The following is a 25,631-nucleotide window of genomic DNA, read 5'->3' as shown; positions in this document are numbered from 1 at the left end:
GCCTAGGCCGAACGGGTCAGCCGGGCCCGGTCGACGGGATGGCGGAAGTCGATGCCCCGGGCGTAGCGCTCCACTTCCTCGATGGCCGATGCTGCCAGGCGGTCCAGTTCGCCGCCCAGGGAACCGGCCACGTGCGGGGTGAGCAGCACGTTGGGCAGGTCGTACAGCGGGGAGTCGGCGGGCAGTACCTCCGGCTCGGTGTGGTCGAGTACGGCGTGCAGCCGGCCCGAGACCAGCTCCGCGGTCAGCGCCGCGGTGTCGACGAGCGAGCCGCGCGCGGTGTTCACGAGGGTGGCGCCGTCCGGCATCAGGGCCAGCCGGGCCGAGTCCAGCAGACGGCGGGTCTCCGCCAGCTCGGGGGCGTGCAGGCTCACCACGTCGCTGCGGGAGAGCAGTTCGTCCAGGGCGACGGCCTCGGCGCCGAGGGCGGCGAGGCCGGCCGGATCGGCGTAGGGATCGTGCACGAGCACCCGCAGGTCGAAGGGGCGCAGCAGCTCCAGCACGCGCCGGCCGATGAGCGAGGCGCCGACCAGGCCGACGGTACGGCGGTAGTTGCCGACGGCGGGGTAGTGGCGGAGCGGGTCGATGTGGCCGCGGGCCGCCCGGTAGGCGTGCGCGGAGTCCAGTACGCGCTTGTTGGACAAGAGGATGGCGGCGAGCGTGTACTCCGCCACCGGCAGGGCGTTCACGGCGGCCGAGCTGGAGACGAGCAGCCCGCGCTCCCAACAGGCGGGGGTGACATGGTGTTTGACGCTCCCAGCCGCGTGCACGACCGCCCGGAGTTCCGGCATCAGCTCCAGTGCCCGCGCGTCCAGCGGAGGGCAGCCCCACCCGGTGAACAGGACCTCGGTCACGGCCAGCCTGCGGCGCAGGCCCTCCTCGGAGCGGGCCCGGCCGAAGTCGGTGACGAGGAGCGCGGGGTCCACGTCGGCGACGCGGGTCAGCTCCGGAAGGATCCGGTCGCCGAGGACGGCGGCCCGGGTCCCGGGGCTCATGGCGAGCACGGTCACCGGCCTGCGGGGCGAGGAGGGAGGGGAGGGGGCGGAGCCGGCGGCGGGGTGGGTCACTTGACGGCTCCTGCGGTGAGATCCGAAGTCCCGATGGTCACAAACCCCGGCCGCGGCGCCGGGAGCGACACGGGCGAAGGGGCTCCGGGGCCGCCGCTCCCCAAAGAGGCGGCCCCGGAGTTGTTCGCGGGCCTCATCCTTTTGCTCGCGCGATCATGTCGTCAAGGCCGCATCGAGTATTCGATCGAAACGAACACACAATACGCGCATGTGATGGTCTCGGATCCATGCAGGGCTGCGGGCTGTGACCACGGGCTGCGGCTACGGGCGGACAGTCAGCCGGGGAAGCAGGTCCAGATGCTGCCGCGGCCCCTCCCGCCCCGCCGCGCGGTCCTCCAGCCGGTCCAGCAGCATCCCGGCCGCCCGGGCCCCCACCTCCCGCTTGGCCGGGGCCACCGCCGACAGGGGTACGTCGGCCAGCTCGGCCACCTCGTCGTCGTACGTGATCACCGCCAGGTCCTCCGGCACCCGCACCCCCCGCGCCTGGAGCCGCGGGATCAGCATGATCGCGTCCGTGTCGCTGTGGATCAGGGCGGCGGTCACCCCACCCTCGGCCACCGCCGCGCACAAGTAGTCCAGGGTCCGCGCGAAGGGCTCGGCCTCCGCGAGCGACGCCGCCCCGGCCGCCGTGCCCGCGGCGGCGGAGGAGGCCGCCCCGGTGGCGGGCCACGCCGGCGCGGGCTCCAGTCCGAGGGTGGCCACGGCCGCCGCGAAGCCCGTCCCCAGCCGCCCCGACGTCGGGGTCTCGCGGCTGGCCAGCGCGATCCGTTTGTGGCCCAGTTCCGCCAGGTGCCGCACGGCCCGCGCCGCGCCGTCCGCGTGGTCGGAGGCCACCCGGTCCAGGGAGGCCGCCGGATGCCCCGGCGGTGCCCACCGCTCGACCAGGACGGTGGGCACCGGCAGTTCGGCCGTCCACGCCCCTTCGCCTGGTCCGGGCGTTCCGGCCTGCCAGGTCGGGGTCAGGAGCAGCCCGTCGGCCCCCGTCGAAAGCAGCCGCTCCGCCTGGGTGCGGTCCTCGCCCGCGAGGTACCGGGTCAGCCCGACGGCGAGCCGGGCGCCCCTCGCCTCGACCACCTCGCGGGCCCCCCGGACCACGTCCGCGAAGTAGTACTCGGTGGTCGGTACGACCATTCCGATCACCGGCCCTGCGGCGCCGCGCTCCGTACCGGCGCCCGTGCCTGCGGCGCCCGGCTCCACCCCGGCCGGCTCCACGCCGGCCGGGTCGGACCCCAGCCGGCTGATCACCCCGTGCGTCCGCTGGATCTCGCCCCGCGCCGCCATCGCCTCTACGTCCCGCCGCAGGGTCACGGGGGAAATGCCGAGCTCTCCGGCGAGTTCCGCGACACGGGCAGTGCCCCGTTCCCGGACGAGGGCGAGAACCCGGGCCTGGCGCTGGTCGACATGTGGTCTCAAGGATCCCCCTGCGGCTTGCCTGGTCCGTGGTCGGCGGTACGTGCCGCTCGATTCCACCACAGAAAGCCGAAACGATCGATTCGATCGCATCAGGTCAAGGCGACGTCGGCCGGACGCTGTTCGCCTCCGAGGAACGGGGAGAGCCCCGGCACCGAGCCACCCCTGAGGGACCGGCTCCGCCCGCCCGCCCGCGCCCGGCCGCCCGACGGCTGCTGCTCGGCCGGCCGTCCGCGAGGTCTTTTGCGATCGTGTGAACTCCTACGCCGTCCCCGAACCGGCCGGGGCGGCAGCGGCTGCGGACTCCGACCTCGCGGTCTGCTCCGTGGACGAGGGCCGGGCCATCGGAAAACGGCTCGCCGACCTCTTCCGAGGGCACCAAGAGGGGGTCGGAAGGGGCCGCACGGGACGCCCGCCCGCATCCCCGGGGGGCCGGGCGGCGATCTACACTGCCGTCCTGTCGATCACGTGCCGGACGAGTGCGGAGGAACGAAAGAATGCGCCATCTCCCCCTGGGCAGTTCAGGTCTTCAGGTCTCGGCGATCGGGCTCGGCTGCAACAACTTCGGCGGCCGCCTCGACGCCCAGGCCACCCGTACCGTCGTCGACGCAGCACTCGACGCGGGCATCACCCTCCTCGACACCGCCGACATCTACGGGGGCGCCGGGGGCTCCGAACGCCACCTCGGCGAGGCCCTCAAGGGGCGCCGGGACCAGGTCGTCCTCGCCACCAAGTTCGGCTACGACGGCGTGGACATGGGCTACGGACCCGCCGCCGGCTCCCGCGCCGGCCGCGCCTACATCCGGCGGGCGGTCGAAGCCTCCCTGACCCGCCTGGGGACCGACTACATCGACCTCTACCAACTCCACAGCCCCGACCCGGACGTTCCCGTGGCCGAGACGCTCGCCGCGCTCACCGAACTCGTCACCGAGGGCAAGATCCGCTACATCGGCCACTCCAACTTCAGCGGATGGCAGCTCGCCGAAGCCGCCCACGTGGCCCGCGAGACCGGCGCGGCGCCCTTCGTGTCGGCCCAGAACGAATGGTCGCTGCTCCAGCGGTCGGCGGAGCGCGAGCTGGTCCCGGCCGCCCTCCACTACGGCGTGGGCGTGCTGCCGTACTTCCCGCTGGCCAACGGGCTGCTCACCGGGAAGATCCGCCGGGGCGCGCCCGTTCCCGCGGGTTCCCGCCTCGAGGGCCGCGACGCCTACCTCACCGACGAGCGCCTCGACATCGTGGAAGCCCTGGCGGTGCTCGCCGACAAGCACGGGCGCACCGTGCTGGAACTCGCCATCGGCTGGCTCTCCGCCCAGCCCGGCTGCGCCTCCGTCATCGCGGGCGCCACCTCGGCCGAGCAGGTACGGGCCAACGCCGCCGTCGCCGACCGGCCGCTCGACGTCGAACTCCTCGCGGAGGTCGACGCCGTCGCGGAGGCTGCCGCCGGCTGACCGGAGCCCTGCCGTGTTCCCGCCGTCAGGAGGCGTCGGGCGACGGACCCGCCGAAGCGGACTCCGAGGGGGATGCGGAGGCGGACGCCGAGGCCGACGCCGACGCCGACGCCGATTCCGACGGGCTCGGCGAGGCGCTCCCCGATGCGTCGGCCGACGTACTGGCCGACGTACTGGCCGACGGGCTGGCGGAAGCCGTGCCCGTCGGGGCCCCGGTCAGGATCTCAACCTGGCCGGTGTCCAGCGAGTAGTAGGCGCCGACCACGGCCAGCGAGCCCTTCTTCACCAGAGGCGCCAGATCCGCGTTGCCCCGCAGCTCGTCCGCCGTCACCTTGATCTGATGGCGGATCATCGTGTCGACCGGGTCGGAGCCCGGGTCCTTGACCGTCAGCTCGTAGGCCGGCACCAGCGCCCTTTCGATCGCCCGCAGGTTGCCGGGCAGCGGGTCGCCGTCCCGCAGCGCCTTGTACGAGGCGTCGATGGCTCCGCAGCGCTGGTGCCCGAGGACCAGGATCAGCGGGGTGCCCGCCGTCATGGGCCCGAACTCCACCGACCCGGTCACCACCGGGCCGACCGCCTGCCCGCCCGTGCGCAGCACGAACAGGTCGCCGAGCCCGGTGTCGAAGAGCAGCTCCGGCGGCACCCGGGAGTCGATGCAGGCCAGGATCACGCCGAAGGGATCCTGCGTCTGCGCCACCAGCTCACGGCGGCCCGGATCCCGGTCGGGGTGGTTGAGGCTGCCGCTCACCCAGCGCTTGTTGCCCTCCATCAGGCGGCTGTACGCCCCCTCGGGGGTGCTCGGCCGGGGTTCGGGCGCGGCCGTCGTCGCCTTCGGGGTGCTCTTCGCCGAGCATCCCGTGAGCAGGGCGGCGGCAGCCGTGAGGCCACCCGTCAGCACGAGCCTGCGCGGCGGAAGTCCTGCTCTGTCCATCGGGTCGTATCCCTCGGTGCCGTTCGGACGCGTCCGTACGCCCGGACCGAGGGCGATTCTCGGGCGGTACGGGCCGCCGGTGCGGCAGGCTCACGCGGGGTCGCCCGTGTCGGCCCCCGACGGCCGAACGGGACCGTGCGCCGGAGCACGGTCCCGTCCGACCAGAGCCAGAGCCAGAGCCGGCCCCCGAGCCCGAGGCCCGCAGCCTCAGGACACGATGTCCTTGCGCGCGAACCCGCGGAACGCGAGCGCGAACAGCACCACGGCGTACGACACCGACACCACCGTCCCCTTGATCATCCCGCCCCATTCGAGCTGCGGCTGCAAGGCGTCGGCCCAGGCGAACTGCCAGTGCGCCGGCAGGAACTCCCGCCAGGACCCCAGCGCCGTCACCGCGTCCAGTACGTTGCCGACGATCGTCAGCCCGACCGCCCCTCCCACCGCGCCCAGCGGCGCGTCCGTCCGCGTCGACAGCCAGAACGCCAGCCCGGCCGTGACCAGCTGCGACACGAAGACGAACGCCACGGCGATCGCGAGCCGCCCGACCGTGTCCCCGGCCGGGAGCGAGCCACCCGCGGGGAGTTCCAGCGGCCCCCACCCGTAGGCCGCCGTACCCGCGGCGAGCGCCACCAGCGGCAGCAGCACCATCGCGGCCAGGCTGAACCCGAGGGCGACCACCAGCTTGCTCCACAGCAGCCGGGCCCTGGGCACGGGGGAGGCCAGCAGGTAGCGGAGCGAGGACCAGCTGGCCTCCGAGGCCACCGTGTCCCCGCAGAACAGCGCCACCGGCACCACCAGCAGGAACCCGGCCGACACGAACAGACAGGTGGCCGCGAAGTTCGCGCCCGAAGCCGTCGCCGTGTCGATCAGCGTGATCCGGCCGTCGCCGCCGCTCCGGCTGCCCGGGCCGCCGCCGACCGCGAAGGCGATCATCAGGATGAAGGGCAGCGCGGCCAGAATCCCGCCCATCACCAGCGTCCGCCGCCGGCGCCACTGCCGCAGCGCTTCCACGCGCAGCGGCAGCGTCCGGTTCGCCCGGTAGCCGTGGGCGACCTCGCGGCCGATGCCGTCCGGCGTCACGTCGCGGTTCACGGGCGAACCCGAGCCCGAGCCCGCGTCCGCGTTCACATCCGTCACGGCGTTCATGCCGCGCCTCCGATCAGGGTGAGGAACGCGTCCTCGAGCCGCCGGTGCGGACCCACTCCCGAGACCGGCACCTCCAGTCGTACGAGTTCGGCGATCAGCTCGGCGGCGCTGGCGCCGTCGAGCCGTACGAGCAGACCGTCCTCGGCGCGCACGACGGACTCCACTCCCTCCAACACGGCGATCTTGCCGATGACCGTCTCGTCCACCGGTTCGGCCAGTGACACCAGCAGCACGTCCCCGCCGCCGGTGATCTCGGCGACCTCGCCCGCCTGGACGAGCCGCCCGCGGTCCATGACCACCAGGTGCGTGCAGGACTGCTCGACCTCCGACAGCAGGTGACTGGAGACGATGACCGTCCGCCCGCCGGCCGCGTACCGGATCATCACGTCGCGCATCTCGCGGATCTGCGGCGGGTCCAGACCGTTGGTCGGCTCGTCGAGGATCAGCAGGTCCGGCATGCCGAGCATGGCCTGCGCGATCGCGAGGCGCTGGCGCATGCCCTGCGAGTACGTGCGCACGGCCCGCTCCAGCGCGTCGCCCAGACCGGCGATCTCCAGGGCCTCCTCCATGTGGGAGTCGGCGGCGGGGCGGCCCGTGGCCTGCCAGTACAGCTCCAGGTTGGCCCGCCCGGTCAGGTGCGGCAGGAAGCCGGCACCTTCCACGAACGCCCCGACCCGCGAGAGCACCGGCGCACCGGCCCGGATCTGGTGCCCGAAGACCCGGATCTCACCGGCATCCGGGCTGATCAGGCCCATCAGCATCCGCAGGGTGGTGGTCTTGCCCGCGCCGTTGGGCCCGAGCAGGCCGAGCACCTGGCCCTTCTCCACCCGGAACGACAGGTCCCGTACGGCGTACCGGTCCTGCGCCTTGGCATAGCGCTTGGTCAGCCCGGTGATCTCCAGCGGTACGCCGGCCAGCGCCGGGTCCGGCTGCGCCGCGCCCGCCCGGCCCCCGCCCGGCCCCCGGCCGGTCCTGCGGATCCCCACCAGCGCGGCGGCCAGCAGCGCGGCCCCGAGCGGCATCCACCAGGTCCAGGCGGGCAGCCCGGAGGACGCCGTGCGCACCCCGGACGCCACGGGAACGGCCAGCGGGCCCTGCGCCGAGACGGTGTAGGTCGCCGGCGCGACCGGGGAGGCGTAGCCGAGGTCGGTGGCGGCGACGACGAGCCGCAGCCGGTGTCCGGCCTCCACGGCGTGGTCGATCGCGGGCAGCCGCAGCTCGACGGTCTTGTCCTGCTGGGCGCCCTCCACCCGGACCGGGGCCACCAGCTGACTGGGCAGTACCTGCCGGCGCCCGTCGGGGCCGACGTCGTACACCTTGCCGAACAGGACGGCCGAACCGTCCGCAGCTGTAGACCTCACCTTTAGGGTGATGGTCGGGGTCCCGGTGATCCGGGTTTCCGTCGTCAGCGGCTCCGAGTCGAAGCGGGCGTTCTGCCCGGGGAAGTCCAGCGAGAGGCCGCCTCCGAGGGCGGCGAGCTGCCCGCCGATGCCGGGCAGCGCGGACAGCGCGGGCGGGGCTCCGCCGGCCGGGTTGGCGAAGGTCTGCTCCCGGCCGGTCAGGGCGAACTCGCGGGGCCCGGAGAGCAGCCCGGGATAGGTGGAGCCGCTCGCTCCGCGCACCGTGACCTGGCCGTCGGTGGAGTCGATGCCGCCGGAACGCGAGACGCGGAAGGCGGGGCCGGTGTCCACGGACGCGTCGTCCTTGAGGTAGCGGTCGAACCAGGTCCTCACCCGGTCCTCGACGCGGTCCGCCTCCCGCATGCCGCCGTCGTGACCGCCGGCCGCCCAGTCCACGGAGACGGGCGCGCCGTTGGCGGCGATCGCCCGGGCCATGGCATCGGCCTGGTCCAGCGGGAAGAGGGAGTCGTCCTGGCCCTGCGTGATCAGGGTCGGCACCTTGATCGCGCCGCCGACCGCCGAGGGGCTGCGCTCCTCCAGCAGGGCCCGGGCCTCGGGATCGGGCTTGCCAGCCACCGCGACGCGCTCGTACATGGCGCACAGCTCCGGCTGGAAGCGTCCGCAGCCGGGCGCGGCCGGGGCCGCCTGCGGGGCGGCGCCCTGGCCGGAGGCCCCCGGCTGCAGCCCGCCCGCGGAACCGGTGGTGAAGAAGAGGCCCGCCCACAGCTTCTTGAAGACGCCGTTCGGGAAGAGGGAGTCGGCGAGGTTCCAGTAGGTGATGGAGGGGGCGATGGCGTCCACGCGCGGGTCGGTGCCGGCCGCGAGCAGCGAGATCGCCCCGCCGTAGGAGCCGCCCGCGATGCCGACGCGCGGATCCCCCTTGGCGTCGAGGCGCACCCCGGGCCGGGCGGCGATCCAGTCGATCAGCCGGGAGACGTCCTTGACCTCGTACGCGGGGTCGTTCAGGCCGATCTTCCCGCCGGAGCGGCCGAAGCCGCGCGCGGACCAGGTCAGCACGGCGTAGCCGTCGCGGGCGAGGCGCTCGGCCTGCGGGCGCACGTCCTCCTTGCTGCCGCCGAAGCCGTGGGCGAGGAGCACGGCGGGACGTTTCGCCGCGCCGTCCTTCCCTGGTTCCCCGTCGGTGAAGTACGAGATGTCGATGCCGGCGCCGGGCATGTCGAGGACCGTGTCCTCGCGGTGCACGGCCCGGGTGTCGCCGGCCGCGGCGGTGGCCGTGAGGGTGCCCGCCCCCGCGACGACGGCGAGCGCGGCCGCGCCCGCGAGCAGGCGGCTTCGGCGGCGCCGGGGCAGTCGGAGCTTCATACGGGAACCCTAAGCGCCAGGCCGCCGGTGGCCGCGCTCCCGCAGGCTGAACCGTCGACGTCCTCAAGGACTACGCGCCCTGCCGCGTGTACCGCGCCTGCGGTATGCCCGGCGGGCGGTGCCGGGTCCGGTCGGGCTGCGGCGGCCGCCGCCCCGCGGGAGGATGGCCGCATGCTGCTGGCCGAGGTCGCGCGCGTGTCACGGGAGGTCGCCGAGACCTCCGCCAGGTCGGGGAAGACCGCCCTGCTCGCGGAGCTGTTCGCCGCCGCGCCCCGCGAGGAGGCGGCGCTGGTCGTCTCCTACCTCGCCGGTCGCCTTCCGCAGGGCCGCCCGGGGATCGGCTGGCGCGCGCTCGCCGCGGAGAGCGAACCGGCCGCCGAGCCCACCCTGACCGTGACCGCCGTCGACGAGGCCGTGACCCGGCTCGCCGCCGTGTCCGGGGCCGGCTCCCAGGCCGAACGCCGCCGGATCCTGGATGCCCTGCTCGGCGCCGCCACCGCGACCGAGCAGCGGTTCCTGCGCAGCCTCCTCGGCGGGGAGGTGCGCCAGGGCGCGCTCGACGCCGTGGCCCTGGAGGGAGTGGCCGCCGCGGCGGGGGTGCCCGCCGCCGAGCTGCGCCGGGCCGCGATGCTCGACGGCTCCCTGCCCCGGGTCGCGGCGGCGGTGCTCGCCGACGGGGCGGCGGCCCTGCGCGGGATCACGCTGCGCGTGGGACAGCCCGTACAGCCGATGCTGGCGAACACCGCCAAGTCGGTGGCGGCGGCCCTGGCGGCGCTCGGGCCGTGTGCGGTGGAGGAGAAGCTCGACGGGATCCGGGTGCAGGTGCACCGCGAGGGGGACGACGTACGCCTGTACACGCGCTCCCTCGACGAGATCACCGACCGGCTGCCGGAAGTGGCCGAGCTGGCCCGGAGCTTCCCGGGGGACCGGTTCATCCTCGACGGGGAGGTCATCGGACGCTCCGCGGCGGACGGGCGGCCGGTGCCGTTCCAGGAGGTGGCGAGCCGGGTCGGCTCCCGTACCGACGTCGAGGCCGCCCGGCGGACCCTTCCGGTGGTCCCCTACTTCTTCGACGTACTGGTGGCGGGGGACCGCGTACTCCTCGACCTGCCGGTGCGCGAACGGTACGCGGAGCTCGCCGCGCTGGTACCCGAGGAGTTCCGGGTCGGGCGGCTCGTGGTCGAGGACCCGCGGGCGCAGGCGGCCGAGGCGGAGGAGTTCTGGACGCGGACCCTGAGGCGGGGGCACGAGGGCGTGATGTTCAAGGCCCTCGACTCCGCCTACGCGGCGGGCCGGCGCGGCAAACACTGGCTCAAGGTGAAACCGGTGCACACCCTGGACTTGGTGGTGCTCGCGGTCGAACGGGGCCACGGCCGCCGCACCGGACTCCTGTCCAACCTCCATCTCGGCGCCCGGACTCCCGACGGCGGCTACGCGATGCTGGGCAAGACCTTCAAGGGCCTGACCGACGAGATGCTGCGCTGGCAGACCGAGCGACTCGGCGAGCTCGCGGTCGAGGACGACGGATACACGGTCCGGGTGCGCCCCGAACTGGTGGTGGAGATCGCCTACGACGGCCTGCAGCGCTCCCCGCGCTACCCGGCCGGGGTCGCCCTGCGCTTCGCGCGGGTCCTGCGCCACCGCCCCGACAAGCGGGCGCAGGACGCGGACACGGTGGAGACGGTGCTCGAGGGCCGGCCCGGACCCGGCGATCCGACGTAGGCCGTTTTGCCTCAGAGGCAACGCGTATTGCCAGGGAGGTAAGAATCTGGCTCAATCGGGGCATGACAACCGGTCCTGCCCCCGGCCCCGGCGAAGCGGCCGACCCGGATCCCGCCCCCGACGCCGCCTTCGACGCCGAGTTGCCCACCGTGGCCCCGCAGCTGCGCGATCTGCGCCGCCGGGCGGGCCTCACCCTGGAGGCCGCCGCCGCCCGGGCCCGGCTCTCGCCGGCGCACCTGTCGCGGCTGGAGACCGGCCGCCGCCAGCCCTCGCTGCCCCTGCTGCTCGGACTCGCCCGCACCTACGGCACGACCGTCTCGGAACTGCTCGGGGAGACCCCGGCAGTAGCCGATCCCATCGTACGGGCCGGCGGCCCCGGCGCCCGCGAGGCGGACGGCTGGACGTACTGGCAGGCCGGTGGCTCCGGCCGCGGAATGCAGGCGCTGCGCGTGCACGTCCCCTACGGGCGCAGCCAGGGCGAGCTGGTCCGCGTACATCCCGGGGAGGAGTGGCTGTACGTGCTCCAGGGGCGGCTACGGCTGCACCTGGGGGAGACCGAGCACCTGCTGGAGCCCGGGGACAGCGCCCACTTCGACTCGCTCACCGCGCACCGGATCGGCGCCGCCTCGGCCGCCGGGGCGGAGCTGCTGTTCGTCCACACCCTGCTGCAGAGCAGCCTCGCCGGCCTGTGCCTCGGCGGCGGGACCGGCACGACCACACACCACCGATAGGCGAGGAGCCCGTACGCCATGCCCGATACGCAGCACACGTCGCAGACGCCCGAGGCGCAGCAGACGCCGCAGACGCCCGAGGCGCACCAGCCTCAGCAGAAGCAACAGTCGAAGTTCCCGCGCGGTCTCATCATCCGGCTCATCGCCTACTTGTTCGTAGGCCATCTCTTCGCGTTCTTCGTCTACCTGCTGTTCGTGCTGGGTGCGCAAAACCAGTGACAGCGGGCCGGAATTTCCGTACACGGCTCTAGGAACCTACAGGTCCTGAAGCTACCCTCCGCGCATGATTTCCACGGTTGTCTGGGGTACCGGCAACGTCGGCCGTTTGGCCATCCGTGCCGTAGAGGCCCATCCGGCGCTGAAGTTGGCCGCCGTCATCGTCCACAATCCAGAAAAGGTCGGCCGCGACGCCGGTGAACTCGGCGAACTCGACTACGAGACGGGCGTCCTGGCCACCGACGACATCGAGGCGGTCCTGGCGGCGCGTCCGCAGGCGGTCGTCTACGCGGCGTCCGGCGACATCCGCCCCGACGACGCGCTCGCCGACATCACCCGGGCGATCCGCTCCGGGGCCGTCGTCGTGAGCCCCGCCCTCTATCCGCTCTACGACTACCGCAGCGCCCCACCGGAGTTCCTCGACCCGGTGACCGCCGCGGTCGCGGAGGGCGGCGGTTCGCTCTTCGCCTCCGGCGTCGACCCGGGCTGGGGCAACGACGTGCTCCCGCTGCTGCTCAGCGGCCTCGGCACCCGGATCGACGTCATCCGCTGCCAAGAGATCTTCGACTACTCCACCTACGACCAGCCGGACTCCGTCCGCTACCTCATCGGCATGGGCCAGCCCATGGACTACGAGCCGATGATGCTCATGCCGTCCATCCCGAGCATGGTGTGGGGCGGGCAGATACGGATGATGGCCCGGGCGCTGGGCGTCGAACTCGACGACATCCGCGAGACCGTGGAGCGCCGCGCCCTCGACACCACCGTCACCACGCGCACGATGGGGGAGTTCGAGGGGGGCACCCAGGGCGCCATCCGCTTCGAGGTACAGGGGATCGTCGAGGGCGAACCCCGCATCGTCATCGAGCACGTCACCCGCATCCACGCCTCCTGTGCCCCCGACTGGCCGAGCCCGCCCGACGGCGGCGACGGCGCCCACCGGGTGATCATCGAGGGCCGTCCGCACATCGAGGTCACCATCGAGGCCACCGACGAGGGCGAGAACCGCTCCGCCGGCGGCAACGCCACCGCCGTCGGACGCCTCGTCGGGGCCATCGACTGGCTGGTGGAAGCCGAACCGGGGCTCTACGACGCCCTGGACGTCCCCCTGCGCCCCGCCGTCGGCAAACTCGGAAGGAAACTGTCATGAGGATCGACATACCCGAAGGCCAGCACCCCATCGAGTACGTGTGGGGCGACCTGGTCCCCGGCATCGGCATGGCCGCCGCCAACTTCTCCCTCTCCGTGTACGCCCACACCACCCTGGGGCTGCGGGAGTTCGAGGCGGCGCGGCTGCGCGTCGCGCAGATCAACGGCTGCGTCTTCTGCCTGGACTGGCGCACCGACCGGGACGGGGAGAAGGTCGAGGACGAGTTCCCCGAGGCCGTCACCGACTGGCGCACCACGGACCGCTTCGACGAGCGGACCCGGCTGGCGGCGGAGTACGCGGAGCGGTACTGCCTGGACCACCACGGCCTGGACGAGGAGTTCTGGGACCGGATGACGGCCCGCTACAGCCAGGTGGAGATCGTGGAGCTGACGATGAGCATCGGCTCCTGGCTGGCCTTCGGCCGGCTCAACCACGTGCTCGGTCTGGACAGCGTCTGCGTGCTGCCGGGCCACTGAGGGCGGCCCACCGGGCGCGGAGCGCGTGCGGTGCGCACACGGGGCCGGGGCCGTCGGATGATCCGACGGCCCCGGCCCTCTTACTGTGCACAGCCCGAGACGACCTAGAGGTCGGTGGCGATGATCTTCTCGATGTTGCGCTCGGCGAGCGCGGTGATGGTGACGAACGGGTTGACGCTGGTGTTGCCGGGGATCAGCGCGCCGTCGATGACGTACAGGCCCGTGTAGCCGTGCAGACGGCCGTAGTTGTCGGTGGCCTTGTCCAGGACCGCGCCGCCGAGGGGGTGGTAGGTGAGGTGGTCGCCCCAGATCTTGTTGGTGCCGAAGAGGTCGGTCCGGTAGATCGTCCCCTCCTTCGAGTTGATCTTGTCGAAGATGGTCTTGGCCATGGCGATGGACGGTGCCTTCCACGCCGTCTGCCAGTTCAGCTCGACCCCGCCCGTCGACGCGTTGTACGTGAACTCCGCGCGGTTCGGGTTCTTCGTGATCGACAGGTAGAACGAGGCGTACGTCTCGATGCCGGTCGGCAGCGGCGCCACCTCGGCGAACGCGCCGCCCGCGTTCCAGTTGTCGATGCCGCCGCAGGGGATGGAGGCCTGCACCTTGCCGGTCGCGTCCCACATGTGGTTGGCCCGGCCGCACATGACGTTGCCGTTGTCGCCCCAGCCCTTGCCGATCTCGTTGTTCAGGTTGGGCAGGGCGCCCGTGGCCTTGAGCCGGACGAGCAGCTTGCTCGTGCCGACGCTGCCGGCCGCGAAGAACACCTTGTCCGCGACGACGGTCTTGGTGCCCACGGTGTCGCCCGTGGTGTTGATCTGGTCGATGACGACCGTGTACCCGCCGCCGGAGGCGGGGGAGACCGAAGTCACCTTGTGCAGCGGCGAGATGGTGACCTTGCCGGTGGCCTTGGCCTGGGCGATGTAGGTCTTCTGGAGGGACTTCTTGCCGGCGTTGTTGCCGTAGAGGATCTCCCCTGCGACGGCCGACTTCGGGACCGTCCCGGCCGCCTCCTGCTTCATGTAGTCCCAGTCGTATACGTCCGGGACGAAGACGAAGGGGAACCCGGCGCGCTGGGCGTGCTTGCGGCCGACGCGGGCGAACTGGTAGCAGTCGACGGTGTCGAACCAGGCCGGGTCGATCAGGCCGACGCCGAGGCCCGCGTTGGCGCGCGGGTAGTAGGTGTTGTACATCTCGTCCGCGTTCACCGTCGGCAGGACGGCGCCGAAGTTCTCGCGCTTCGGGGTGACCGCCATGCCGCCGTTGACCAGGGAGCCGCCGCCCACGCCGCGACCCTGGTAGACGATGATCCCGCCCATCTCCTCGGCGTCCAGGATGCCGGTGTAGCGCGGGACGGCCGAGTCGATGGGGAAGCCCAGGAAGTTGCTCAGGGGCGCCTTGGTCTTGGTCCGGAGCCAGTAGGCGCGGTAGTCCGGCTTGGTCGTGTTACAGAAGATCTTGCCGTCCGAGCCGGGGGTGTCCCAGGCCATGCCCATTTCGATCATGTGGACGTCGACCCCGGCCTGGGCGAGCCGCAGGGCGGCGACGGAACCGCCGTATCCGGTACCGATCACGAGGGCCGGTACGTGCGCTCCGTTGTCGATCGGGCCGGCGGCGGCCGCGCCGGCCGTGGCGGCCTGGGCCTGGGACGGGGCGATCTGACCGGCGAGGGCCATTGCACCCAGGATGGAACCCGTTCTACCGAGAAATCCTCGACGGGAGACGCCGTTCTGGTTCGTTTTGTGCAGGCCTTTGTCGCTCATGTGAGCTTCCTCACTCTAGGCGGAATGAGAACGAGTTCTACTGCCGAGTGCTTGCGAAGTCACTAGATACGTCAAGGCGTATTTCGTCGGCGGCGGTCGCCGGCCGCCCCGTTTCCCGGCCCGCGGAAGGGCTCTGAAGGTCCCATCGGACGCTGGGAACGACCACCCGCTGTGGATGTCGGGTCATCGCGGAGTGACCGCGGCGATCCCGGGGGTGAGATCCGCGGGCGGGGTGCGTCCGCTCGAATCCGCCACGTCAGAAGTCGAACGTGTTACGTGACCCGGCTCCGCGCCGCGGTGTCGGAACCCCGCGCGCACCCAGCCACTCCGCCGTGGCTGCATCCCGGGGGCTCCACGGCCGAAAAGCGACAAACCGCAAGGTGGGCCCGTGATCGGCGCCCGAATCTTTTTACCTTCGGCGGATGCTCCTGTTCGGCGCCCCGGCCCGTGTTACAGGTCCGGCGCCCCCCTGCCGGCGCCCTCGCGTACAGAAGGGGAACGCGCGCGGTCGCCGGTCCAGACCAGGATCAGCGTCGAGGCGGCCGCCGCGAACGCGCACCACGTGGAGGCGAACTCCAGCCTCCACAGGGCGGCGCTGACCAGGGCCCCGACCGCCATCAGCAGGCCGAGGAGGCGCAGTCGGCGGTCCCCCGCGAGGAGCAGGGCGCCGAGCGTGGCGTACAGATAGCCCGCGAGGGCCAAGGGCATCCACGGCACGTTCACCCCGTATCCGAGGGTGTGCCCGCGGACCTCGGCGCTCACCGGTCGGGTCGCCAGGCAGTACGCGAGGTACGCGCCGGTGGCGAGTCCGACGGTGGCGGGCCGCAGCAGCCGGGGCCTGACCTCGGGCGCGGCGGCCAGGAGCACGGCGAGCGGCACCCATACGGGCAGCAGCGGGAGGGCGATCACCGCCCAGGCGGTGGTGGCCGGACCGCAGCCGGAGCCGGAGCCGTCGGCGGAGCGCCAGACGGCGGCCTCGATCAGCTGGTGCGTGCCCAGGATCAGCGGGAGCGCCGCGACGGGCAGGTCCCGGGCGTGCCGGGTGCGGGCCAGGCAGGCGATCCCGACGGCGGTGATGACCGTACCGGCCGTCAGATCGGCCGTCGCGCTCCAGCACATGGGGCCCTCCCGATCCCACGGTAAGCCGAGGCGCGGACGTTTGCCACGCGTCCGTAGGCGTCTGTCACGACACGGATCAATGGAAAAACTCGACAAGATGGAGAAGAATCCTGCACGACTCTTGCTGTGTTTGTGTGTGGGGTCCTACTGTCCCGGCCATGTCCCCAAGAAGAGCCGCACGCCCCGCCGTAGCAAGCAGAAGAGCCGTCCCCGCGCGGGCCGGCGCCGTCCTCGCGGCGCTCACCGCGTCCGCCCTAGGCCTCGGCGCCCTCGGCGCGGGCGCGGCCGAGGCCCGGCCCGCGGCCGCGGACCCCGCGCCGCCCACGGCCGTCACCCGCGCCGCCCTCGACCCCGCACTGGCCGAGGGCCGCGGCGCCCGGGTGGACTTCGCCGAGCAGGAGGCGGAGAACGCCGCCACCTCCGGCACGCTCATCGGTCCCGACCGCACCGCGTACTCCCTGCCCGCCGAGGCCTCCGGCCGCAAGGCCGTGAAGCTGGCTCCGAGCCAGTACGTGGAGTTCACCCTGCCCGCGGCGGCCGACGCGATCACCGTCCGCTACAGCCTGCCCGACGCCCCGGCCGGCGGCGGCATCACCGCCCCCCTCGACGTCACCGTCAACGGCAAGAACCGCCGCTCCATGACGCTGACCTCGCAGTACTCCTGGCTCTACAACCAGTACCCCTTCAGCAACGACCCGCAGGCCGGCCTCCTGCACCCCGACTGGTGGATCACCGAGTGCGGCTGCGTCCCGGCGGCCACCACCCCGGCCCCGGTCATCGCCAAGCCGTTCCGCCCCACCCACATGTACGACGAGCAGCGCCTGCTCCTGGGCCGCACCTACCGGGCGGGCGACAAGGTCCGGCTCACCGTCCCGGCGGGCAGCCCCGCGGCCTGGACGGTGATCGACCTCCTCGACTCGCAGCGCGTCGGCGCCCCGCACGTGGAGGCGGCCGCCGCGAACGCCCTCCTCTTCGGCGCCGACCCGACGGGCCGGCGCGACTCCGCCGACGCCATCGACCGGGCCATCGCCTTCGCCAAGCGCCACCGGCTGCCCGTCTACCTGCCGCCGGGCACCTACCAGGTGAACCGCCACATCATCGTGGACGGGGTCACCGTCACCGGCGCCGGCAGCTGGTACACCACCGTCAAGGGCAAGGGCGTCGGCTTCTACGGCAAGGAGGCCGCGGACGGCGGCAGCCGCGGCGTCCACCTCTCCCGGTTCGCCATCGAGGGCGACGTCCGCGAACGCGTGGACACCGACCAGGTCAACGGGGTCGGCGGCGCGATGAGCGACTCCACCGTCGACTCCCTCTACATCCACCACACCAAGGTCGGCCTCTGGTTCGACGGCCCGATGAGCAACGTGAAGGTCACCCGCAACGTCATCACCGACCAGATCGCCGACGGCCTGAACTTCCACACCGGGGTCACCGACTCCCTCGTCCAGGACAACTTCGTCCGCAACACGGGCGACGACGGCCTCGCCATGTGGGCGGAGAAGACCACGAACGCCCGCAACACCTTCGACCACAACACGGTGCAGAGCCCCACGCTGGCCAACGGCATCGCGATCTACGGCGGCGCCGACACCACCGTCAGCGCCAACCTCGTGGCCGACCCGGTCCGCGAGGGCAGCGCCCTGCACGTCGGCTCCCGCTTCGGAGCCGAACCCTTCACCGGCGGCCTGCGGATCGACGGCAACACCACCGTGCGCGCGGGGACGTACGAACTGAACTGGAACATCGGGCTCGGCGCGATCTGGTTCTACGCCCTGGACCGCAGCATCGACCAGGCCGACATCCAGGTCACCGGCAACTCCTTCCTCGACAGCACCTACAACGCGGTCATGCTGGTCAGCGACTGGCCGGTGAAGGACAAGGTCCGCATCGAGAACGTCCACTTCAAGGACGTCCGGGTCGACGGCACCGGCACCTCCGTGGTCAGCGCCCGGGTGGCCGGCTCGGCGAGCTTCGAGAACGTCGACGCCCGCAACGTGGGGGCCGTCGGCGTCAACAACTGCGGCTCCTTCAACTTCCCCGCCACCGGCTCGGAGTTCACCCTCGTCGACCGCGGCGGCAACGACGGCGGCGGAACGACGGGACCCTGGCTGGCCGGCTGGGAACTCCCCAACACCATCACCTGCGACGACCGCCCGCCGGTCGTCGCCCCGCCGGCGCCGAGCCCCTGGTAGAGGCCTGGAGGCCCGGTGATCACCGCTCCGCCGCTCCCGGGGGTTCGAGCGGCGGAGCGGTCACCGCGCAGTTCGTACGGCACTGCGGGTGACAGGCCCCGGGCGCGGGGGAGCGTACGGTCGCCCAGGCCAGGCACGCCCCGGCCACCAGAACCCCCGCGCACCAGAACATCGCCCGCCCGAAGGCCGCGTCGAAGGCGCCGGCCGACAGGTACGCGTCGGGCCCCATCCCGGCCAGCAGCGGCAGCGCGGCCACCGCGAGGAGCCCGGCGGCGCGCGCGGCCGCGTTGTTGACGCCGCTGGCCAGACCCGCCCGGCCGGGGTCCACCGAGGACAGGACGGTGGCCGTCAGCGGGGCCACCAGGGCCGCCATGCCCAGGCCCATCACGAGCAGCGCCGGCAGCACGTCCCGTACGTACGAGGCCTCGCGGCCCACCCTCAGCATCAGCAGCATCCCCGCCGCGCAGAGCAGCGGTCCCGCGGTCAGCGGGATCCGCGGGCCGATCCGCTCCCCGAGCTGCGCGGAGCGGGCCGACAGCAGCAGCATCAGGGCCGTGGTGGGCAGCAGGGCGGCCCCGGCGCCCAGGGCGGAGTACCCGGACACCACCTGGAGCTGGAGCACCACGAGGAAGAAGAACCCGCCGAAGGCCGCGTACACGCACAGGGTGACCAGGTTGACGGCGGTGAACTGGCGCGAGGAGAAGATGTCCGGCGGCACCATCGGATCGGTCCGCCGCCGCTCGACCACCACGAACAGGCCGGCCAGCAGCACACCGCCCACGGCGGCGCCCGCCACGAGCGCGGTGCCCGACCGGGCCTCGATGAGCGCATAGGTCAGCAGGGCGAGCGAGGCCGCGCCGAGGACCGCCCCGGCCACGTCGAACCGCCCGTGCGCCGTCGGATCCCGTGATTCCGGTACGTGCCGCAGCGCGACCGGGACGCAGAGCGCGGCCACCGGCACGTTCAGCAGGAAAACCCAGCGCCAGCCGGGCCCGTCCACGAGGCAGCCGCCGAGGAACGGCCCCACGGCCGCGCCCACCCCGCCGAAACCCGACCACAGGCCCACCGCCCGGGCCCGGTCGTCCGGATGGATGGACCCCTGGATCAGTGCGAGGGAACCGGGCGTCAGCAGCGCCCCGCCGACGCCCTGCAGGGCGCGGGCCGCGATGAGCACCCCGGCGTTCGGCGCGATCCCGCACAGCAGGGAGCCGGCCGCGAACCACACCACCCCGAGCACGAAGATCCGGCGCCGCCCGAACCGGTCCCCGAGCGCCCCGCCGACCAGGATCAGGCCCGCGAGGGTCAGCAGGTAGGCGTTGACCGTCCACTGGAGCACCGCCAGATCGGCGCCGAGGTCCCGGCCGATGGCGGGGAGGGCCACGTTGACCACGGTGGAGTCGAGCAGGGCCATGGCGGACCCGAGCACGGTGGTCAGCACGATCCACCGGCCCTGCGCGGTGCCGAGGCGCACCCCGGGGGCGGCGGCGGGGGCTGGGGCGGTCATTCCCCCAGGCTGGCCCGCACGGCCCGGATCGGCCACCCGGTGCGGCGTGGCGCGGCGGGATACGGCGGGATGTGGCGGGGTGCGGCTCATTTGGCCCCCTTGTACGGGTCATGACATCTCCCGCACCATGGCCCGCGCACGTCACGCACACCCTTTCCGCACGTTCTGCACACGGCGTACGAGGAGACACACGTGGCCCCAAGCGACATCCGACGGTCCTCCCGAGCACGATTACGACCCCTGCGTGCGGGGCTCGCCGCCCTCACCGCGGCCCTGCTCCTGCCCCTCGCCGCGGGCGTGGCCGCCGCCGCCCCCGATCCGGCCCCGTCCCCGGGCGCGGCCGAGCGCAAGATCGAGCCGGAGCTGCGGGCCCAGCTCGACGGTTCCGCCAAGGCGGTGTTCTGGGTCTACCTCGACAGCGCGGCCGACCTCACCGCCGCGGCGGCGCAGCCGACCCGCGCCGCGAAGGCCGGGACGGTGCTGCGGCTCAAGAAGGAGCAGGCCGCGCGGAGCCAGGCCGAGGTGATCAAGGCCATCGAGGGCACGCGGGCCGAGTACACCTCGTACTGGATCGTCAACGCGGTCCGCGTCGTCGGCACCGAGAAGCTCGCGACCGCCCTCGCCCAGCGCCCCGAGGTCGCCCGGATCGACGCCGACGACCGGATCGCCCTGGCGAAGCCCGCCGAGGGCAGCCGGGAGAAGACCGCGGCCGACGCCGTCGAGTGGAACGTCGACCGGATCAAGGCACCGCAGGTCTGGGACCAGCTCGGCGTGCGCGGCGAGGGCATCGTCGTCGCCAACATCGACAGCGGCGTGGACTTCACCCACCCCGCCGTGGCCGGCAAGTACCGCGGCAAGGGCGCGGACGGGTCCTACGACCACAACTACAACTGGTTCGACCCGGCCGGGGTGTGCCCCACCGCGGCCCCCTGCGACAACAACGACCACGGCACCCACACCATGGGCACGATGGTCGGCGACGACGGCGGCGCCAACCGGACCGGCGTCGCCCCGGGAGCGAAGTGGATCGCCGCCAAGGGCTGCGAGACCACCTCCTGCTCCGAGGCCTCGCTGCTCGCCGCGGGCCAGTGGATCGTCGCCCCGACCGACCTGAACGGCCAGAACCCGCGTCCCGACCTGGCCCCCCACGTCGTCAACAACTCCTGGGGCGGCCCCGGCGCGGACACCTGGTACCAGCAGATCGTCGACACCTGGCGGGCCGCCGGCATCTTCCCCGCCTTCTCCAACGGCAACTCCGGACCCGGCTGCGCCACCAGCGGATCACCCGGTGACTACGCGAGCTCCTACAGCTCCGGCGCCTTCGACATCAACGGCGCCATCGCCTCCTTCTCCTCGCGCGGAGCCGGCCCCGGCGGGATCCTCAAGCCGAACATCGCGGCCCCCGGAGTGAACGTGCGCTCCTCCGTCCCCGGCGGCGGCTACGCGTCCTTCTCCGGCACCTCCATGGCCTCCCCGCACACCGCCGCGGCCGTGGCCCTGCTCTGGTCCGCCGCACCCGCCCTCGAAGGCGACATCGCGCAGACCGAAGCCCTGCTCGACGGGACCGCGCAGGACACCGACAGCAGCCAGTGCGGCGGGAGCGCCGCCGACAACAACGTCTTCGGCGAGGGCAAGCTCGACGTGCTCGCCGCAGTCAACGCGGCCCCGCGCGGAGCCCTCGGCGCGCTCGCCGGCACCGTCCGCTCCGGCGGGCAGCCCGTCGCCGGGGTGAAGGTCGCCGCCGACGGCCCCATCGACCGCACGACGACCACCGCGGCCGACGGCACGTACCGCTTCCCCACCCTGTCCGTGGGCTCGTACGCGCTCACCGCGTCGAAGTTCGGCTACGGGCAGCAGGGCGCGACCGTGGAGGTGACCGAGGACGCCACCGCCACCGGTGACATCGACCTCGTCCAGGCGGACTCCGGGAAGCTCACCGGCACCGTCTCGGCGGCCGCGGGCCCGGTCTCCGGCGCCGTCGTGAGCGTCGCGGACACCCCGGTGACCGCGACCACCGACGCCCAGGGCCGCTTCGAGGTCACCCTGCCGAACGGCGCCTACACCGTGAACGCCACCCACTCCTCGCGCTGCCTCACCGCCGGATCGGCCGCGGTCACCGTCGCCGGGGACACCACCGTCGCGGTGAACCTGCCCGAACGCACCGACGGCTACGGCTACGCCTGCGCCGCCTCGAACGGCGGCCCGTACCAGCCGGGCGACCGGCGGCTCGCGCTGACCGGCGACAACACCACCGAGCGCGTCGACCTGCCCTTCCCGCTGCCGCTCTACGGCAAGACGTACGGGCAGGCCTGGATCGGCACGAACGGCACGGTCAGCCTCGGCGGCAACAACACCGGTGACGTCAACGGGGACATCCCGAGCACGGCCACGCCCAACGCGGCGCTGTACCCGTTCTGGGACGACCTGGTCGTCGGAGCCGACGGCAGCGGGTCCGGAGTCTTCACCGCGGTCACCGGCACCGCGCCGCACCGCAGCTACGTCATCGAGTGGCGCGAGGTGTCGCACTGGTCGGCGCAGTCCGACAAGTTCTCCTTCTCGGCGGCGATCGGCGAGGACGGCACCGTCCGGTACACCTACAAGGGGACCGGCGGCCCGGGCATCAAGGGCGGCTCCACCGCCACGGTCGGCGTGGAGAACGCGACCGGCACCGACGCCTACAAGTACTCCTTCAACACGCCCGTGATCACGGACGGCCTGTCCGTCTCCTTCCGCACCACCAAGAGCGGGGTCGTGGCCGGCCGGGTGCTCGACGCGAACGACGGCAACGGCCTCGCCGGAGCCACCGTCACCGTCGGCACGGGCGCCACCGCGGTCTCCGCCACCACGGCGGCCGACGGCGGGTACGTGGTCCAGAGCCCCTCGGGAGCGCGGGAACTCGCGGTCACCGCCGCCCAGTACGAGCCGGCGGCGGCCACCGTGGACGTCAAGGCGGCCGACGTCACCGAGGTGACCCGGTCCCTGCGCACCGGCAAGGTGACCGCGTCGAAGCCGGCGGTGGAGATCGTCCTGCCGCCCGGCCAGAAGCGGACGCGGACCCTCGACCTCGCCAACCCCGGTCTCGGTACCGCCTTCACGGCGGCCGAGGACGCGGCCTGGCTGACGGTGACCCCGGGCGCCGGGAACCTCCCGACGGGCGGGAAGGCCCCGCTCGCCCTGTCCGTGGACACCACGGGCCTGACCCCGGGCACCGTCCTGACGGCCGACCTGAAGATCACCTCGGCCAGCGGCCGGACCCCGGTGCTCACCGTCCCCGTCAAGCTCGTCGTCCCGCGCTACCAGGTCGCCCTGGACGCCGGCTCCACCGGAGCGAGCACGGACTCGCTGGGCGACGGCTGGTCCCCGGACCGCAAGTACACGACGGGCTCGTACGGCTACCAGGGCAACGGCTCCTCCCAGTCCACCAGCCGCACGATCGCGGGCACGGAGGACCAGAAGCTCTTCCGCAACGCCCGTGAGGGCATGTACGAATACCGCTTCGACAACGTCCCCAACGGCACCTACACCGTGGAACTGGGCTTCGCGGAGCTCTCCTCCACCAAGCCGAACAAGCGCGTCTTCGACGTCCTGGCGGAGAACACCCAGGTACTGCCCTCCCTGGACATCGCCCTGGAGGCGGGCCCGTACACGGCCCTGACCCGCACTTACACGGTCACGGTCACGGACGGCACCCTGAACGTCCGCTTCGTCACCCACACCGGATTCGGCAAACCCCTGCTGAACTCCCTGCGGGTAACGGACCGCCCCGACAAGAGCTGACCCGGGGCGGCGGCAGCGCAGCGGGCGGGGCGCCTTCGGGCGCCCCGCCCGGTGCTTTCAGGAGACCAGGACGTCGCCGGCCCCTCCCCGTCGGCGCACGGCCGGGGAGGTTCGGCGCGTTCCGGTTCCCGGATACGTGGCGACGACGGAGGCGCTGGCGACCGCGGTGATGCCGAGCCACTGGGGCCAGCATCGGTCCGCAGGTCCAGCCCATCGGGCCACGGGAAGACCCTCACGGCCTGCGCGAGCACGACCTCGGCGTAGCCGCCGCCGTCAAGGAGCGCGGCGACCTCGGTCAGCTCCGGCGGTACTGGTCCACCAGGACCGTGGCGGAATCGTCGGCCGGGGCCTCGACCAGTCTCACGATCGCGACCTCGCTGCGGTCCGGGCTGCGCACGCAGAACGGGCGGGCCTTCGCGAGGGCGGCGAGGGGCAGGTCGGCCGCCGGGCGGGTCTCGATGCCCTGGAGGCAGGCGGCCACCGTCAGCTCGCCGGTGTCGGACACGAAGGAGTCCGAGTCCTCGGAGGGCACCAGGGACTGTCCGTCGCGCGCCAGGTACCAGGCGGCCGTCTCGGCGGGCGCCACCTTCCCGGCCTTCAGATCGAACTCGTATCCGGAGTCGGGGGCCGTGAGCCTGGCCTTCGTGTAGCCGGGGAGGTACGCGGCGGCCGGGTCGGGCGCGGCGGAACCGGACGGGGGCGTGGCCGACGCGGACGCGGATGTCGTGGGGCCGGTTACGGGGCTGGGGCCGCCGGTGTTGCGGGCCTCGCCCGCCGGGTCGTCCAGGTAATAGAAGGCTCCGGCGGCGGCGAGCAGGGTGCCGGCCACGAGGAGGGTCGGCAGAAGCGGAAGCCGCCGCCTCCGGGCCGGCCTGGCCGGTACCGGTACGGGCGCCGGCGCCGCCTGTCCGTCGGGCCGGGCTTCGGAACCCGTGCGCGGTCCGGGGAAGGCCGTCCCGGGGGAGTGCGGGGTCACCCCCGCGGCGTCCGGGAGCGCGGTGGCCGTCCTGGTGGCCTGGAACGGCGGAGGCGCCGGCCAAGCGGTATCGCCCCCGCTCCCGCCCAGGCCGCCGCTCCCGCCACCGCCCGTGCCGGTGCCCGCGGCTCCGCCTCCGATCTCCTCCCGGACCGGCCGGGGCAGCCAGCCGTCGGTGAACTCCGGATGCCCGCACACCAGCGGGTGCGCCCGTACGGAGGCGATCACCTCGGCGGGCTGCGGACGGTCCCCGGGCTGCTTCGCGAGGCACCACGAGACGAGGCCGTACAGCTCGTGCGGCACCCGGGTGAGGTCGGGATGCTCGTGGACGACCCGGTAGAGGGCGCTGGACTCCGGCCCGTTGCCGAAGGGGGCGATCCCGCAGGCGACGTACGCGGCCAGCGTCCCGAGCGCGAAGACGTCGGTCGCTGGCGTCGCAGGATGGCCCAGCGCCTGCTCCGGCGCCATGAAGGCCGCCGTGCCGATCCGCAGCCCCGTACCGGTGAGCGCGGCGGCGTCGGCCGCGCGGGCGATGCCGAAGTCGATCACCCGGGGGCCGTCCTCCGCGAGCAGCACGTTGGCCGGCTTCAGGTCGCGGTGGACGACGCCCGCTCCGTGGATGGCCTGGAGCGCCTCGGCGATGCCCGCGAGGAGGAGCAGGACGGTGCGCGCCGGCAGCGGCCCGTGCCGACGTACGACCTCGTGCAGGGAGGGCCCGGACACGTACGCGGTGGCGAGCCACGGCGTGGGGTCCTCCACCCCGGAGTCGATCACCTGGGCCGTGAACAACCCGTGGATCCGGCGGGCGCTGGCCACCTCCTGGGCGAACCGCCGGCGGAACTCGGGATCGGACGCGAGTTCCCTGCGGACGGCCTTCAGCGCGATGGGGCGGCCGCCGGGCGTATGGGCCAGGTAGACCACGCCCATGCCGCCGGAGCCGAGCCGGGCGTTCAGGCGGTAGCCGCCGATCTCCCGGGGATCGTCTGCGGACAGTGCCGTACGGGCCGGCTGTGCGCCGGAGTGCTGTTCGGACATGCGGTGGCTCTTTCAACGAGGCGGGGCGCGATGCGGCAGGGGGCCTGCGCGCATCGTGCCATGAATTGACTGAATTTTCAGTCAGTGCCAGAGTGGGCGACACGTGCCCGCACCACCCGTCCCGCGTCGCGGCCCTTTGCGGACGGAGGGCGCACCCTTGTCTCAGGGGCCCGGGACGGTCGGCCCGTGCCGTGCCTCCCGAGCCCGCCCCGGCCGGACACAGCCGTCCTGCCGGCCCTTGATCGGAG

General features: G+C 73.1%; 17 protein-coding genes. 8 read left to right on the top strand and 9 right to left on the bottom strand.

The window, feature by feature from the left end; genetic code table 11:
- Nucleotides 1-2 precede the first annotated feature (2 nt).
- Entirely contained in the window at nt 3-995 is a 993-nt protein-coding gene (locus ACFYYB_RS01455; RefSeq protein WP_389433439.1) for a hydroxyacid dehydrogenase, read from the bottom strand.
- A gap of 333 nt (nt 996-1,328) precedes the next feature.
- On the bottom strand, nt 1,329-2,480 hold the full coding sequence (locus ACFYYB_RS01450) for a substrate-binding domain-containing protein (RefSeq protein WP_389432535.1): 1,152 nt from the start codon (nt 2,478-2,480) through the stop codon (nt 1,329-1,331).
- Between the two features lie 494 nt (nt 2,481-2,974).
- Here ACFYYB_RS01450 and ACFYYB_RS01445 point away from each other — a divergent pair, with 494 nt between their 5' ends.
- Nucleotides 2,975-3,925 (top strand): aldo/keto reductase, encoded by a 951-nt coding sequence (locus tag ACFYYB_RS01445; protein ID WP_389432533.1) that lies wholly within the window; start codon nt 2,975-2,977, stop codon nt 3,923-3,925.
- 25 nt (nt 3,926-3,950) lie between these two features.
- Here ACFYYB_RS01445 and ACFYYB_RS01440 read toward each other — a convergent pair whose 3' ends face one another.
- The 3 genes from ACFYYB_RS01440 to ACFYYB_RS01430 all read right to left on the bottom strand — a co-directional run bounded on the left by ACFYYB_RS01440 (nt 3,951) and on the right by ACFYYB_RS01430 (nt 8,725).
- Nucleotides 3,951-4,856, bottom strand: coding sequence for a carbonic anhydrase (locus ACFYYB_RS01440; protein WP_389432532.1), 906 nt, complete (start codon nt 4,854-4,856; stop codon nt 3,951-3,953).
- A 207-nt stretch (nt 4,857-5,063) separates the two neighbouring features.
- Nucleotides 5,064-6,002: an ABC transporter permease gene (locus tag ACFYYB_RS01435; RefSeq protein ID WP_389432531.1), complete on the bottom strand. Its 939-nt coding sequence runs from the start codon at nt 6,000-6,002 to the stop codon at nt 5,064-5,066.
- Entirely contained in the window at nt 5,999-8,725 is a 2,727-nt protein-coding gene (locus ACFYYB_RS01430) for an alpha/beta fold hydrolase (protein WP_389432530.1), read from the bottom strand. The genes ACFYYB_RS01435 and ACFYYB_RS01430 overlap by 4 nt, the downstream gene beginning before the upstream one ends.
- Before the next feature lie 171 nt (nt 8,726-8,896).
- Here ACFYYB_RS01430 and ACFYYB_RS01425 point away from each other — a divergent pair, with 171 nt between their 5' ends.
- The 5 genes from ACFYYB_RS01425 (at nt 8,897) to ACFYYB_RS01405 (ending at nt 13,020) form a co-directional block, all read left to right on the top strand.
- Complete coding sequence (locus ACFYYB_RS01425; RefSeq protein ID WP_389432529.1) at nt 8,897-10,447, top strand: ATP-dependent DNA ligase; 1,551 nt, start codon at nt 8,897-8,899, stop codon at nt 10,445-10,447.
- A 62-nt stretch (nt 10,448-10,509) separates the two neighbouring features.
- Nucleotides 10,510-11,178, top strand: coding sequence for a helix-turn-helix domain-containing protein (locus ACFYYB_RS01420; RefSeq protein WP_389432528.1), 669 nt, complete (start codon nt 10,510-10,512; stop codon nt 11,176-11,178).
- 18 nt (nt 11,179-11,196) lie between these two features.
- Nucleotides 11,197-11,397 (top strand): DUF6126 family protein, encoded by a 201-nt coding sequence (locus tag ACFYYB_RS01415; RefSeq protein WP_389432527.1) that lies wholly within the window; start codon nt 11,197-11,199, stop codon nt 11,395-11,397.
- A 64-nt stretch (nt 11,398-11,461) separates the two neighbouring features.
- A complete protein-coding gene (locus ACFYYB_RS01410) occupies nt 11,462-12,544 on the top strand; it encodes a dihydrodipicolinate reductase (protein ID WP_389432526.1) in 1,083 nt (360 codons plus the stop codon).
- Entirely contained in the window at nt 12,541-13,020 is a 480-nt protein-coding gene (locus ACFYYB_RS01405) for a carboxymuconolactone decarboxylase family protein (RefSeq protein WP_327302617.1), read from the top strand. The genes ACFYYB_RS01410 and ACFYYB_RS01405 overlap by 4 nt, the downstream gene beginning before the upstream one ends.
- A 104-nt stretch (nt 13,021-13,124) precedes the next feature.
- On the opposite strand, the gene ACFYYB_RS01400 is transcribed toward ACFYYB_RS01405, so the two are convergent.
- A complete protein-coding gene (locus tag ACFYYB_RS01400; RefSeq protein ID WP_389432525.1) occupies nt 13,125-14,780 on the bottom strand; it encodes a GMC oxidoreductase in 1,656 nt (551 codons plus the stop codon).
- Nucleotides 14,781-15,230: 450 nt separating this feature from the next.
- Complete coding sequence (locus ACFYYB_RS01395) at nt 15,231-15,899, bottom strand: DUF6629 family protein (RefSeq protein WP_389432524.1); 669 nt, start codon at nt 15,897-15,899, stop codon at nt 15,231-15,233.
- Between the two features lie 158 nt (nt 15,900-16,057).
- Here ACFYYB_RS01395 and ACFYYB_RS01390 point away from each other — a divergent pair, with 158 nt between their 5' ends.
- A complete protein-coding gene (locus ACFYYB_RS01390) occupies nt 16,058-18,091 on the top strand; it encodes a glycosyl hydrolase family 28-related protein (RefSeq protein WP_389432522.1) in 2,034 nt (677 codons plus the stop codon).
- 19 nt (nt 18,092-18,110) lie between these two features.
- On the opposite strand, the gene ACFYYB_RS01385 is transcribed toward ACFYYB_RS01390, so the two are convergent.
- Nucleotides 18,111-19,595 (bottom strand): MFS transporter, encoded by a 1,485-nt coding sequence (locus tag ACFYYB_RS01385; protein ID WP_389432521.1) that lies wholly within the window; start codon nt 19,593-19,595, stop codon nt 18,111-18,113.
- A gap of 192 nt (nt 19,596-19,787) precedes the next feature.
- Between ACFYYB_RS01385 and ACFYYB_RS01380 the strand changes: the two genes are divergently transcribed.
- Nucleotides 19,788-23,372 carry a S8 family serine peptidase gene (locus ACFYYB_RS01380; RefSeq protein ID WP_389432519.1) on the top strand — a complete coding sequence of 1,195 codons (3,585 nt, stop codon included), beginning with the start codon at nt 19,788-19,790 and terminating at the stop codon, nt 23,370-23,372.
- Nucleotides 23,373-23,667: 295 nt separating this feature from the next.
- Here the strand turns inward: ACFYYB_RS01380 and ACFYYB_RS01375 are convergent, their stop codons facing one another.
- On the bottom strand, nt 23,668-25,383 hold the full coding sequence (locus ACFYYB_RS01375; RefSeq protein WP_389432518.1) for a serine/threonine-protein kinase: 1,716 nt from the start codon (nt 25,381-25,383) through the stop codon (nt 23,668-23,670).
- Between the last annotated feature and the right edge of the window lie 248 nt (nt 25,384-25,631).

Origin of the sequence: Streptomyces sp. NPDC002886, from assembly GCF_042888445.1 — a bacterium.
GTDB lineage: Bacteria > Actinomycetota > Actinomycetes > Streptomycetales > Streptomycetaceae > Streptomyces.
The sequence above is the reverse complement of the archived record's forward strand: the minus strand, read 5'-3'. Positions and strand labels throughout refer to the sequence as shown.